The organism is Streptomyces capillispiralis, assembly GCF_007829875.1.
Taxonomy (GTDB): Bacteria; Actinomycetota; Actinomycetes; order Streptomycetales; family Streptomycetaceae; genus Streptomyces; species Streptomyces capillispiralis.
In genome coordinates, this window is the sequence record NZ_VIWV01000001.1 from 2986755 (window position 1) to 2999329 (window position 12575).

General features: G+C 72.2%; 11 protein-coding genes. 3 read left to right on the forward strand and 8 right to left on the reverse strand.

The window, feature by feature from the left end; genetic code table 11:
- Positions 1–68: 68 nt before the first annotated feature.
- Positions 69–1391: an Nramp family divalent metal transporter gene (locus FHX78_RS12355; RefSeq protein WP_145867504.1), complete on the reverse strand. Its 1323-nt coding sequence runs from the start codon at positions 1389–1391 to the stop codon at positions 69–71.
- Between the two features lie 209 nt (positions 1392–1600).
- Between FHX78_RS12355 and FHX78_RS12360 the strand changes: the two genes are divergently transcribed.
- Entirely contained in the window at positions 1601–2941 is a 1341-nt protein-coding gene (locus tag FHX78_RS12360) for a M14 family metallopeptidase (protein WP_145867505.1), read from the forward strand.
- Between the two features lie 6 nt (positions 2942–2947).
- On the opposite strand, the gene FHX78_RS12365 is transcribed toward FHX78_RS12360, so the two are convergent.
- The 5 genes from FHX78_RS12365 to FHX78_RS12385 all read right to left on the reverse strand — a co-directional run bounded on the left by FHX78_RS12365 (position 2948) and on the right by FHX78_RS12385 (position 7414).
- Positions 2948–3514, reverse strand: a complete 567-nt coding sequence (locus FHX78_RS12365) for a hypothetical protein (RefSeq protein WP_145867506.1) — start codon at positions 3512–3514, stop codon at positions 2948–2950.
- Between the two features lie 83 nt (positions 3515–3597).
- Positions 3598–5085, reverse strand: coding sequence for a GntP family permease (locus FHX78_RS12370; RefSeq protein WP_145867507.1), 1488 nt, complete (start codon positions 5083–5085; stop codon positions 3598–3600).
- Positions 5086–5205: 120 nt separating this feature from the next.
- Positions 5206–5616: a RidA family protein gene (locus FHX78_RS12375; RefSeq protein WP_145867508.1), complete on the reverse strand. Its 411-nt coding sequence runs from the start codon at positions 5614–5616 to the stop codon at positions 5206–5208.
- A complete protein-coding gene (locus FHX78_RS12380; protein ID WP_145867509.1) occupies positions 5613–6377 on the reverse strand; it encodes an IclR family transcriptional regulator in 765 nt (254 codons plus the stop codon). The genes FHX78_RS12375 and FHX78_RS12380 overlap by 4 nt, the downstream gene beginning before the upstream one ends.
- The gene (locus tag FHX78_RS12385; RefSeq protein WP_145867510.1) at positions 6374–7414 is read right to left on the reverse strand and encodes a sugar kinase; all 1041 of its coding nucleotides are present in this window, start codon (positions 7412–7414) and stop codon (positions 6374–6376) included. The genes FHX78_RS12380 and FHX78_RS12385 overlap by 4 nt, the downstream gene beginning before the upstream one ends.
- A 133-nt stretch (positions 7415–7547) precedes the next feature.
- Between FHX78_RS12385 and FHX78_RS12390 the strand changes: the two genes are divergently transcribed.
- The gene (locus tag FHX78_RS12390; protein WP_145867511.1) at positions 7548–8813 is read left to right on the forward strand and encodes an amino acid deaminase; all 1266 of its coding nucleotides are present in this window, start codon (positions 7548–7550) and stop codon (positions 8811–8813) included.
- 9 nt (positions 8814–8822) lie between these two features.
- On the forward strand, positions 8823–10433 hold the full coding sequence (locus FHX78_RS12395; RefSeq protein WP_145867512.1) for an N-acyl-D-amino-acid deacylase family protein: 1611 nt from the start codon (positions 8823–8825) through the stop codon (positions 10431–10433).
- Positions 10434–10455: 22 nt separating this feature from the next.
- Here the strand turns inward: FHX78_RS12395 and FHX78_RS12400 are convergent, their stop codons facing one another.
- Together FHX78_RS12400 and FHX78_RS12405 are read right to left on the reverse strand one after the other, a co-directional pair.
- Entirely contained in the window at positions 10456–11388 is a 933-nt protein-coding gene (locus FHX78_RS12400; RefSeq protein WP_145867513.1) for a trypsin-like serine peptidase, read from the reverse strand.
- 162 nt (positions 11389–11550) lie between these two features.
- Positions 11551–12459 (reverse strand): hypothetical protein, encoded by a 909-nt coding sequence (locus tag FHX78_RS12405; RefSeq protein ID WP_145867514.1) that lies wholly within the window; start codon positions 12457–12459, stop codon positions 11551–11553.
- Positions 12460–12575: the final 116 nt, after the last annotated feature.

Genomic DNA, 12575 nt, shown 5'->3' on the forward strand with positions numbered 1-12575 from the left:
CCGCCCGTACAGCCGTCCGCCCCTGTCCACGGCGCCGTGGACAGGGGCGGTCCGCGTCCCGGGCCGGGTCAGAAGAACTCCGACCAGGGCTGGTCCCAGATCTGCTTCACGCACAGCACCAGGAAGAGCAGGCCCGCGACGGTGAGCATGCCGTTGCTCAGCCAGCCGTTGCGCCACTCGCGCGGGGTGCGGTCGGAATTGAGCAGCCACAGCAGGGTGAGGGCGAGGAAGGGCATGAAGGCGGCGCCCAGGACGCCGTAGATGATGATCAGGCGGAAGGGCTGGCCCTGGAAGAGCAGGATCATGGGCGGGAAGGTGAGCCAGAGCAGGTAGGCGCGGAAGGCCCAGGAGCGTTCGCGCCGGCCGGAGGCCAGCTCGTCGCCCCGCGCCTCCCGTTCGCCCCGCTGCCGGGCCAGGAAGTCGGCGAACATCAGGCTCACGCCGTGCCAGACGCCGATCAGGGAGGTGAAGGAAGTGGCGAAGAAGCCGATCAGGAAGAGCTTGCCGGTCGCCGTGCCGTACTCCTCCTCCAGGATGCCGCCGAGCTGGACCAGGCCCTTGTCGCCGCTGGCGATCGCGATGTTCGCCGAGTGCAGCAGCTCGGCGCCGACGAAGAGCATGGCGACGACGAAGACGCCGGTGGTGGCGTAGGCGACCCGGTTGTCCAGGCGCATGACCTTCATCCAGCCGGTGTTGGTCCAGCCCTTGGCGTTGACCCAGTAGCCGTAGGCGGCCAGCGTGATGGTGCCGCCGACGCCGCCGATCAGACCGAGGGTGTTGAGGACGGAGTCCTTCTCGTCGGGGAGGACCGGGAGCAGGCCGGCGAAGGCGTCACCGAGGTTGGGCGTGACCCTGATGGCCAGGTACACCGTCACCACGAACATGATGCCGACCAGCACCGTCATGACCTTCTCGAAGACGGAGTACTTGTTGAACCAGACGAAGACCAGGCCCACCAAGCCGCAGGCGATGCCCCACCATTCGAGGTCCATCACGTCGGGGAAGAGCGCCTGGAGCGGCAGGGCGCTGGACGACATCGCCGCCGCACCGTAGACGAAGCCCCAGATCACGGTGTAGACGGCGAAGAACCAGGTGGTCCAGCGGCCGAGGCCGGCCCAGCCGTCGAAGAGGGTGCGGCCGGTGGACAGGTGCCACCGGCCGCACGCCTCCGCGAGGGAGATCTTCACCAGACAGCCGAGGATCGCGGCCCACAGCAGGGTGTAGCCGAAGTTGCTGCCCGCGATGAGGGTGGCGACCAGGTCGCCGGCGCCCACGCCGGTGGCCGCGACGACGATGCCGGGCCCGATGTAGCGCCAACTGGACTTGCGCGGGGAGGGGCCGGGCGCTTCCGCAGCTCCGACGCCCCGAGTGTTTCCTGTGGTGTCCGCCATGAAGGTCAAGAAAGCCCATGGCCGACGGCCGGACAAGGGGGCGTGCGGGGATCTTCACGGGATGCACCTGGTCGAGTGGCGGCCGGGGCCGCGGGCCGGGTGCCCGGCCGGAACCCCTATCTTGACCGGGTCACGTCAGACCCCCAGGATGACCGCACCGCACCACGCACGTCGCCATGGACCACCCCCACCTCCCACAAGGAGACTTCATGCGACTCCGCATCCGCGGCAGACGCCGCTCCACCGCGCTCGCCGCCCTCCTCGCCCTCGCCCTCGCCGCTCCCCTGTCGCTGACGGCCACCCAGGCCGGCGCCGACAGCGCCGTGCGGGCCGCGCCCTCGGCCGAGGACGTCCGCCAGTACGAGATCCACCAGCGCACGACTCCCGTGACCCGTACGGCGATCCAGCGGTCCGGGGTCACCGTGGACGAGGCCGACGAGGAGACCGTGGTGGTCTCCGGGCGGGCGGACCAGATCCGGGCCCTGCGGCAACAGGGCTACGAGGTCACCCCGTTGGGCTCCGCGCCCGACCGCTCGTCCGCCGCCGACGGCATGCGGCTCTTCGACTTCCCCTCGACCGACTCCCGCTACCACAACTACGCCGAGATGAACGCGGAGATCGACCAGCGGCTGTCGGCGTACCCGAACATCATGAGCAAGCGGGTGATCGGCAAGTCCTACCAGGGCCGGGACATCGTCGCCATCAAGATCAGCGACAACGTGGCGACCGACGAGAGCGAGCCCGAGGTCCTCTTCACCCACCACCAGCACGCCCGCGAGCACCTGACGGTGGAGATGGCGCTGTACCTGCTGCGCGAACTGGGCGCCGGGTACGGCAGCGACTCCCGCGTGACGAACATGGTCAACGGCCGTGAGATCTGGATCGTCCCGGACCTCAACCCGGACGGCGGCGAGTACGACATCGCCTCCGGCTCCTACCGCTCCTGGCGCAAGAACCGCCAGCCCAACTCCGGTTCGTCGTACGTCGGCACCGACCTGAACCGCAACTGGGACTACCGCTGGGGCTGCTGCGGCGGCTCCTCCGGCTCCGCCTCCTCCGACACCTACCGCGGTTCCGCCCCGGAGTCCGCGACCGAGGTGAAGGTCGTGGCGAACTTCGTGCGCAGCCGCGTCGTCGGCGGGGTGCAGCAGATCAAGGCCGGCGTGGACTTCCACACCTACAGCGAGCTGGTGCTGTGGCCCTTCGGCTACACCTACTCCGACACCACGACCGGGATGACGGCCGACGACTACAACGCGTTCCGGACCGTCGGCCAGAAGATGGCGGCCAGCAACGGCTACACGCCCCAGCAGTCCAGCGACCTGTACATCACGGACGGGTCGATCGACGACTACCTGTGGGGCACGCACAAGATCTTCGGCTACACCTTCGAGATGTACCCGGGTTCCAGCTCCGGAGGCGGCTTCTACCCGCCCGACGAGGTCATCGAGCGGGAGACGTCCCGCAACCGGGACGCCGTCCTGCAACTCCTGGAGAACGCGGACTGCATGTACCGCTCCATCGGCAAGGAGGCGCAGTACTGCCGCTAGACCGCGTTACTCGCCGTCCTCCCCGGGGCCGGCCGGGTCGCCGGCCGGCTCCGCGGACTTGTCGCCGTCCTCGTCGAAGTAGGCGTCGAGGACGGCGTCCAGTCCGGCGTCCCACTCGGCGAACCGGCTCCTGGACGGGGCCTCGACCTCCAGCGGGTACCAGCGGCGGTCGGGGGTGTGGACGGTGACCGTCCAGCGCTTGCCGAAGCGGGCGGTCTCCGTCTCCACCGCGCCGATCTCGTCCCAGCGGAACTCGCACTCCTGGTCGTCCAGGCGCAGGCGGACGCCGCTGTGATCGGCGACGATCGCGGCACGCCGGTCGGACGCCTCGAAGACGGGGCCGTCGGGGGCCTCCGGCTCCTCGGGGGCGGACTCCTCCTCCGCCTCCGGTTCCGGCTCCGGAGTCGTGTCCTCCGGGACCGTCTTCTCCGGGACCGTGTCCTCCGGTTCCTCCGGCTTCGCCTTCGCGTCCTCCTCGCGGCCGGACGCGGGTGCGGTGAGCCCGGGGATGAAGGCCGGGTCGAACCCGGCGCCTTCCAGGGGCTGGCTGCTCGAACCTATGCGCTGCTCCACACCGCAGGAGTATGGCCGACAAACCTGTGCCGGACACAGCCAGCCCCAACTTCGTTATCGGACGCCTACACGGGCACCACGGTTCACACGACGAGGCTGAGCGCGGCGGCGACCACGAATCCGGCCACGGACAGCACGCTCTCCAGCACCGTCCACGTCTTGAGCGTGTCCCGCTCGCTGATGCCGAAGTACTTGGCGACCATCCAGAACCCGCCGTCGTTGACGTGCGAGGCGAAGATGGAGCCCGCCGAGATGGCCATGATGACGAGCGCCACGAACGCCTGCGAGTGGTCCCCCTCGGCCAGCAGCGGGGCGACGATGCCCGCCGTCGTCACGATCGCCACCGTCGCCGAGCCCTGCGCGACCCGCAGCACCACGGAGATCAGGTAGGACAGCACGATCACCGGCAGGCCGACGTCGTTGAAGGTGTCGGAGAGCGCCTGGGCGACACCGCTGGCCTTGAGGATCGCGCCGAAGACACCGCCCGCGCCGACCACCAGCAGGATGTTGCCGACCGGCTTCAGCGAGGACGTGGAGACGGTCTCCAGGGACTTGCGGGACCAGCCGCGCCGGATGCCCAGCAGGTAGTAGGCGAGGAACAGGGCGAGGGTGAGGGCCACGAAGGGGTGGCCGAAGAACTCGATCACCGAGCGGAGCGTGGAGGGGTCCAGGGCGATCGAGGAGAAGGTGGCCGCGAGGATCAGGATCAGCGGCGTACCGATGATGCCGAGGACCGTGCCGAGCGGCACCGGCGCCTCCCGCGGCTCCACGCCGGAGGCGCGCTGCTCGGCGACGACGGCCTGCTTGGCCTCCTCGGCGGCCTCGACCATGTCCTGCGGCACGGCGACGAAGATGCGCTTGCCGATCCAGGCGGAGTAGGCCCAGGCGGCGACGACGGCCGGCAGACCGCAGACGACGCCCATGAGGATGACCCAGCCGAGGTCGACCTGGAGCAGTCCGGCTGCGGCGACCGGGCCGGGGTGCGGCGGCAGGAACGCGTGGGTGACGGACAGGCCGGCGAGCAGGGGCAGGCAGTAGAGCAGGATCGACTTGCCGGACCGCTTGGCGGCGGCGTAGACGATCGGCGCGAGGACGAAGATGCCGACGTCGAAGAAGACCGGGATGCCGAAGATCAGGCCGGTGAGGCCCATCGCGAGCGGGGCCCGCTTCTCGCCGAACAGGCCGAGCAGCCGGCCCGCCAGCACCTCGGCGCCGCCGCTGACTTCGAGGATCGCGCCGAGCATGGTGCCCAGGCCGATGATGATCGCGACGTGGCCGAGGATGCCGCCCATGCCGGACTCGATGGTGGAGACCGCGTCCGAGCGCTGGACCGTGCCGAAGAGTTCGGTGACCGACAGGCCGGCCAGCAGGCCGACGGCTATGGAGACGCCGAGCAGCGCGACGAACGGCTGGAGCCGGACCTTGATGATCAGGAAGAGCAGGAGCGCGATGCCGATGGCGGCGACGGTCAGCAGTCCGGCGGTGCCGTCGAGCAGGAGGAGCAGTCCTCCGGTGTGCGGTGGTGTCTCCGCCGGTGCGGAGGCGGCGAGCGGGAGGAGCGGATGGGACATGCGGGGGTCCTCTGGGTAAGGGCATGGGGCTTTCGGGCAGGGGGGATCGCGGCACGGCGTCCCCGGGGGTGCGGGACACCGTGCCGTGACGACGTACGGCGGTGGGGGGGGAGGGCGCGGTCAGCCGAGGACGGCGAGCGCGTCGATCTCGATGAGGAGTCCGGCGGGCAGACCGACGTAGACGGTGGTGCGCGCGGCGGGCGGCTGGGTGAGGCCCTGCTCCTCGAAGTAGGTGTTGTAGATCTCGTTCATCTCCGCGAAGTGGTCGACGTCGGTGAGGTAGACGCGGATCATCATTACGTCGTCCCAGCCGGCGCCGCCCTCTTCGAGGATCGCCTTGACGTTGGCGAGGGTCTGGAGGGTCTGCTCGCGCAGGGTGGGGCCGGCGGGCGTGGGCGGCCTGCCCTCCTCGGCGGGCAGGAACCCGACCTGGCCGGCGACCTGGAGGATGTTGCCCTTGCGGACGCCGTGGGAGAACTTCGCGGGCGGGGTGGTGTGGGTCGCGGGGGTGAGCGCGATCTTCTCGGTCATGCGGAGGTGTCCTTCGCTGGGGTTCTGCCGGAGTACTCGCCGCTGATCGCGTCCGCGGTACGGCGCACGAGCGGGAGCAGGGTGAGGAGTTCGTCGGCGGTGACGACGACGTTCGGCGCGGAGACCGACATCGCGGCGACCACCCGGCCGTCGGCGCCGCGGATCGGCGCGGCGACGCAGTTGATGGACTCCTCGTGGCCGCCGAGGTCGGTGGCCCAGCCCTGTTCGCGCACCTTGGCCAGTTCCTTCAGGAACGCGGCCGGGTTGGGTGTCGAACGGGGCGTGTACATGGGGTAGTCGAGCTTCTCCGCGAGGGCGCGGCGCTCGTGTTCGGGCAGGTCGGCGAGGAGCAGCTTGGCCACGGCCGCGACGGTGATGGCGACGGGCTTGCCGATCCGCGAGTACATGCGCACCGGGTAGCGGCTCTCCACCTTGTCGATGTAGAGGACCTCGTTCTCCTCGTGGACGGCGAGGTGGACGGTGTGTCCGCACTCCTCGTTGAGGCGGGTCAGGTGGGCGTGGGCGATCTCGCGGACGTCGAGGTTCTCCATCGCCTCCTGGGCGAGGGCGAAGAGGCGGGCGCCGAGGCGGTAGCGCTGGTCGGACTGGCGGTAGACCAGGCCGTGCTCGTGGAGGGTGCGCAGCAGGCGCAGGGCCGTGGACTTGTGCACGCCGAGGCGGTCGGCGACCTGCCCGAGGTCGGCGGGGCCTTCGGCGAGCAGCGGCAGGATGCTCAGCGCGCGGTCGACGGTCTGGCTCATGGGGTGCGTACCTCCTCCTCGGCCCCTTCGTCGGCCTGTGTCCAGCCGGGGCCGAGACGCAGTCTCCCCCACGCGGTGTCGTCCAGGGCGGCCAGGCGGTCGGCGAGGGCGCGGGAGGGGGGTGCGGCGAGGTCGCCGGGGGTCGTGAGGGTGGCGGCGGCGGTGAGGTGGCCGTGCCGGAGCCGGTCGCGTACGGGCAGGCCGCGCAGGGTCGCGGAGAGGAACCCCGCGGCGAAGGCGTCCCCGGCGCCGACGGCGGCGACGACGTCGACGTTCAGGGCCCGCACGAAGGTCGCGGTGCCGGTGGCGTCCTCGGGCACGAGGCCGTCGGTGTCATTGTCGAAGGCGACCGCTCCGCCCCTTCCCTGCTTGACGACCACGATCCCCGGTTCGGGCAGCGCCTCCCGTACCGCACGGGCACCGTGCAGCCCCCACGCGTCCTCCGCCTCGTCCTCGCCCACGAAGACGATGTCCGCCCGGCGGGCCAGTTCCAGCAGGATCTCCGGACCGTGGGCGTCGCGCCACAGGGCCGGCCGGTGGTTGACGTCGAAGGAGATCAGGGGGCGGCCGGGGCGGGGGGCGGTCAGCTCGCGCATCAGGGCCAGGCAGTCGGCCGACAGCGCCGCCGTGATGCCGGACAGGTGCAGGACGCGTCCGGCGCGCACCGCGTCCAGGTCGACGCCGGCGGGCGACATCGCGGAGGCCGCCGAGCCCGCCCGGTAGTACGCGACCTCGTGGGCGTCGGTGGAGCGGTCGCCGGCCGTGCGGAAGTAGATGCCGGTGGGGCGGGCGGGATCGCGGCGGACGAACGAGACGTCGACGCCGTAGCCGCCGATCGTCTCGAGGAGGTGGTCGCCGAAGCCGTCGGTGCCGACCCTGCTGATCCACCGGGTGGTGTGGCCCGCCGCCGCGAGCACGCACGCCACGTTGGACTCCGCTCCCCCGATGCCCCGCTCGAAGGACGGCACGTCGGCGAGGCGGCCCGGCCGGGTGGGCAGGAACGTCACCATGGACTCGCCGAGCGCGACAACGTCCACGGCGTGGCTCCTTCTCTTCTGCGGGTGGGGGCGGTGTCCGTTGACCCCGCGTGGCGGAGATGTTAGACAGCGTTGAGCGATATACGCAACGAGTGTTGCAAGATATGCAACATCACTGATCAGGGAGGCTTTGATGGTCCTCGACGTTCTCACCCACCTCACCGAGGAACGTGTCGACCACCGCTTCAAGGGCCTCCCGCCGGACGCCGGGGGGCTGACCGTCGGCGAGCTGGCCGCCCAGCGCCGGAACCTGTTCACCGACGGCTTCACCACCCCCGTGCTCGCGCTGTCCGCCGAGCGCCTGGAGCACAACCTGAGGCTGATGGAGACGTACGCGGCCCGGCACGGGCTCGCCTTCGCCCCGCACGGCAAGACGTCCATGGCCCCGCAGCTCTTCCACCGCCAGATCGAGCACGGGGCGTGGGGCATCACGCTCGCGGTGCCGCACCAGGTGCGGGTGGCGCGCGCCTTCGGCATCCGGCGGGTCTTCCTCGCCAACGAGCTGGTCGACGCGGCGGCCCTGCGGTGGATCGCCGCCGAGCTGGACGCCGACCCGGACTTCCGGTTCGTCTGCTACGTCGACTCCGTGCGCGGGGCGGAGCTGATGGACGCGGCGCTCGCCGGGGCCTCCCGCCCCGTGGACGTGGTCGTCGAGCTGGCCGCCGGTGAGGGCGCGCGCACCGGTGTGCGGACGGAGGCGGAGTGCGCGGCCGTCGCCGACGCCGTGGCGGCCGCGCGCGGGCTGCGGCTGGTCGGGGTCGCCGGATACGAGGGCGAGGTGCCGCGGGCGGACCCGGAGCGGGTGCACGCCTGGCTGCGGCGGCTGGTGGCGCTGGCCGTGGAGTTCGACGAGGCGGGCCGGTTCGCGGGGCTGGACGAGATCGTGGTGAGCGCGGGCGGCAGCGCCTGGTTCGACGCGGTCGCCGACGTCTTCGCCGAGGTCCCCGTACTCTCCGCGCCCGTGCTGAAGCTGCTGCGCTCGGGCGCGTACGTCTCGCACGACGACGGCCACTACCGCGAGCTGACCCCCTTCAACCGGGTGCCGGAGGAGGGTGCGCTGGAGCCGGCGTTCCGGCTGTGGACGCAGGTCGTCTCCCGGCCCTCCCCCGAGCAGGCGTTCACCAACGCGGGCAAGCGGGACGCGGCCTACGACCTCGACCTGCCGTTCGCCCAGGTGGTGCGCCGGGACGGTGCCGAGCGCCCGGCCACCGGGATCTCGGTGACCGGACTGTCCGACCAGCACGCCTGGCTGCGCACCACCGGGGAGGCCGATCTGGAGGTCGGCGACTGGGTGGGCCTGGGGCTGTCCCACCCGTGCACGTCGTTCGACAAGTGGGTGCTCATCCCCGTGGCGCAGGCGGACGGCACGGTGGTCGACTACATCCGTACGTTCTTCTAGGAGGCCGGCATGGAAGAGCTCGTCATCCGGGACGCGGACGTCGTGGACGGCTCCGGCGCCCCCTCGTACCGCGCGGACGTGGTCGTGGACGGCGGACGGATCGTCTCCATCGTGAAGGAGGCGGCGGACGCGGGCTGCCAGCGCCCGACGGCCCGCCGTGAACTGGACGCCGAGGGGCTGGTGCTGGCCCCCGGTTTCATCGACATGCACGCCCACAGCGATCTGGCGCTGCTGCGCGACCCCGACCACAGCGCCAAGGCCGCGCAGGGCGTCACCCTCGAAGTGCTCGGCCAGGACGGGCTGTCGTACGCGCCGGTCGACGACCGCACGCTCGGCGAGGTGCGCCGGGCGATCGCCGGCTGGAACGGTTCGGGCGACGACATCGACTTCGACTGGCGGTCGGTGGGCGAGTACCTGGACCGGCTGGACCGGGGCATCGCGGTCAACGCCGCGTACCTGATCCCGCAGGGCACGGTCCGCGCGCTCGCCGTCGGCTGGGAGGACCGGGAGGCCACGCCCGCCGAGCTGGACCGGATGCGGCAGCTGGTCGCGGAGGGCATGGAACAGGGCGCGGTCGGCATGTCGTCGGGGCTGACGTACACGCCGGGCATGTACGCCAAGGACGCCGAACTGACCGAGCTGTGCCGGGTGGTGGCGTCGTACGGCGGCTACTACTGCCCGCACCACCGCTCCTACGGCGCGGGCGCCCTGGAGGCGTACGAGGAGATGGTGGCGCTCACCCGGGAGGCGGGCTGCCCGCTGCACCTGGCGCACGCCACGATGAACTTCGGCGTGAACCGGGGCCGGGCGCCCGAGCTGCTGGCGCTGCTGGACGAGGCGCTGGACGCGGGCGCCGACATCAGCCTCGACACCTACCCCTACACCCCCGGCTGCACCACCCTGGTGGCGCTGCTGCCGAGCTGGGCGAGCGAGGGCGGCCCGGAGGAGATCCTGCGGCGGCTCGCGGACGAGGGGACCGCCGAGCGGATCCGGCACCACCTGGAGGTCACCGGCTCGGACGGCTGCCACGGCGTGCCGGTGGAGTGGGAGACCATCGAGATCTCGGGCGTCGGCGACCCCGCGCTGGGTGAGTACGTGGGCCGTACGGTCCTGGAGTCGGCGCGGGCGCGCGGCGGGAGCCCCTGGGCGGTGGCGCGGGAACTGCTGCTGAAGGACCGGCTCGCCCCGACGATCCTCCAGCACGTCGGGCACGAGGAGAACGTGCGGGCGATCATGCGGCACCGGGTGCACACCGGCGGCTCGGACGGCATCCTCCAGGGCGCGAAGCCGCATCCGCGCGCCTACGGAACCTTCCCGCACTACCTCGGCCACTACGTGCGGGAGCTGGGGGTGCTGTCGCTGGAGGAGTGCGTCGCGCATCTGACCTCGCGTCCGGCGGCGCGGCTGCGGCTGGCGGACCGGGGGCTGGTGCGCGAGGGGTACAAGGCCGACCTGGTGCTGTTCGACCCGGCGACGGTGGCGGCGGGGTCGACCTTCGAGCAGCCCCGGACGCTCCCGACGGGTGTCCCGCACGTGCTGGTCGACGGGCGGTTCGTGATCGAGGACGGGCGGCGCACGGACGTGCTGGCGGGGCGGGCGGTCCGCGGGACGCCCCGCTGACCGCCCGCCGCGCGCGGAGCCGTTACGGCTTGGGCAGGACGCAGCCGCTCGCGCTCAGTTCGAGCTTGTTGTCCACGCCGAAGCAGGCGGGGAACTGGTAGGTCTGCTGGGCGTAGTTGATGCCCTGGCGGACCGTCACGTTGCCGTTCTGGTCGACCTCGCACGGGTTGTTGACCGTGCAGCGCTGGCCGTCCTCGTTGCCGGTGTTGTTGACGGCGACCACCGTGCCGGTGGCGTCGTCGACGACCGGCGAACCGGAGGTGCCGCCGATGGTGTCGCACTCGGGGGTGTAACGGACCGAGTCCTTCCAGGTCCAGTCGCCCTCCTTCATGCGGTACGCGAACCCGTCGATGGAGCAGCTGTAGATCCGCTTCCAGTAGCCGGAGACCACGCTGATGGCGGTCCCGGCCTGGGGGTGGGTGTCGGCGAGCGTCAGCGCGTCGATGCCGTACGCGCTCTTGATCTGCGCGTACGTGGTGCCGAGCCGGTAGACCGCCGCGTCCGTGTCGGTCATGGTCGCGTACAGCAGCCGGTCGGCGCGCAGGGTGGCGACCTTGGAGCCGGAGGAGTTCAGCAGCCCGAAGGTGCGGCTGGACGCCCGGTCGACGAGGACCTGGCCGGGCGCCGGGAAGCCGCTCTCCAGGCAGTGGCCGTTGGTGAGCACGAGCGCCGGGTCGTCGGCCGCCGAGTCGGGCATGCGGACGACGGAGCCGGAGCAGTTGCTGAGCGAGACGGTGCCGGCGAAGTTCACCGCGCCCGCCCGGGGCGCGGTGAGGCCGTTCAGCGTGTCCGCCGCGGTGCCGACCGTGTCGTTGACGACGTCCGTCAACGTGGTCGGGCCCGCGCCCGTGGTCGTGTCCGCGCCCGTGGGGGAAGGCGCGGCGGCGACCGCGGGGGTCGCGCCCGCCCCGGCCAACGCCAGGGCGCAGAGCGCGACGACGAGAGGTTTTCTCATGGGGGTCCCCTCAATGCGACGACGGGCGACCGGAAATCCTCCGGACGCCCACAGAATTGTCATGCGCATTGTCAGCACGGGGACGGTGAGGGGGCAAGGACTTGTTTCCGGCCGGTAGCTTTTGCCGGGACGCGCCTTCCGGGGCGTGCCTGGCGGGTCGCGCTACCGGGACCACTTCGGGCCCTGGCCCCGGCCCGGCCGGTCGTCGGTGTCACCCGGACCAGGGTGGCCCGGGGCCGTGGACGCGGTGGGGGCCGCCGTGGGGAGGGTCGGTGTGGAGGTGATGGAGGCAGCGGCCGAGGTCGCGGACGACGGCTCGTCGGCCGGTCCGCCGCCGGCCGACGGCTCCGGTCCGGAGGCGCCCGCGCTCGGGGTGCCGGGGCCGGTCGCGGGGGCGTCACCGCCGGCCGGATCCCCGGCCGGGGTGGACGCCCCGGCGCTCGCGGAGGACGCCCCGGGCTCCCCGGCCGTCGTCCCCGTCCGGCCGTCGCCGCCCTCGGCACCGCCGGACGGCGAGCCCGAGAGGGCGAATCCGGCGATCAGCGCCACGACCGACACCGCGCCCACGGCACCCACGGCCACCGCCGCGCGCCCCGGACGCCGGGGCGCCGCCCGGCGCCTGCCGCCCCGGGCGGATCCGTGCCGCGCCCGCCCACCGGCGGACCGGCCGACGGCACCGTCCTCACCGCCTCCTGCCGGGACGTCTCCCACCGCGCCGCCTCCCACCGCGCGGGCCGCACCGCCCCCGCCCGCCGCGTACGCCGCGCCGCCGTCCGCCGGGGCCACAGCCCCGTACCCGGCGCCGCCGCCCACCGGACCCGCGCCCTCATACCCGGCGCCCCCGCCCCCGCTCCCGGCGCCGCCGCCGTCCCCGGGCCCCGGTCCGGTGGTCCCGTAGCGCGGGAGTTCGCGGGTCTCGTCGTAGGCGTTCTGCCAGCCGTGGGCGGCCGCCGGGTCGGCGTACGCGTCGTACGCCGGGGGTGGGGTGTTCTGGGGGAGGTACACGTTCGGCGTCCCCTGGGGACCCGGCGTGTCGTTCCCCCCATCGGCGTACCGCTGTGGCCTGGACATGGCGGCGCATTGTAGGGACGAGAGGGGCTCCTGGGACAGCGCGCGGACATAACCACACGAACCGTCGCGTCTCACGTGTCGGAAAACACGGCCCGAAGGGCAATACCGGGTCGTAA

Coding starts and splice junctions, on each gene's coding strand:
- FHX78_RS12395 (WP_145867512.1), top strand. CDS start 8,823: ATGGAAGAGCTCGTCATCCGGGACGCGGACGTCGTGGACGGCTCCGGC.
- FHX78_RS12390 (WP_145867511.1), top strand. CDS start 7,548: ATGGTCCTCGACGTTCTCACCCACCTCACCGAGGAACGTGTCGACCAC.
- FHX78_RS12360 (WP_145867505.1), top strand. CDS start 1,601: ATGCGACTCCGCATCCGCGGCAGACGCCGCTCCACCGCGCTCGCCGCC.
- FHX78_RS12405 (WP_145867514.1), bottom strand. CDS start 12,459: ATGTCCAGGCCACAGCGGTACGCCGATGGGGGGAACGACACGCCGGGT.
- FHX78_RS12375 (WP_145867508.1), bottom strand. CDS start 5,616: ATGACCGAGAAGATCGCGCTCACCCCCGCGACCCACACCACCCCGCCC.
- FHX78_RS12400 (WP_145867513.1), bottom strand. CDS start 11,388: ATGAGAAAACCTCTCGTCGTCGCGCTCTGCGCCCTGGCGTTGGCCGGG.
- FHX78_RS12355 (WP_145867504.1), bottom strand. CDS start 1,391: ATGGCGGACACCACAGGAAACACTCGGGGCGTCGGAGCTGCGGAAGCG.
- FHX78_RS12380 (WP_145867509.1), bottom strand. CDS start 6,377: ATGAGCCAGACCGTCGACCGCGCGCTGAGCATCCTGCCGCTGCTCGCC.
- FHX78_RS12370 (WP_145867507.1), bottom strand. CDS start 5,085: ATGTCCCATCCGCTCCTCCCGCTCGCCGCCTCCGCACCGGCGGAGACA.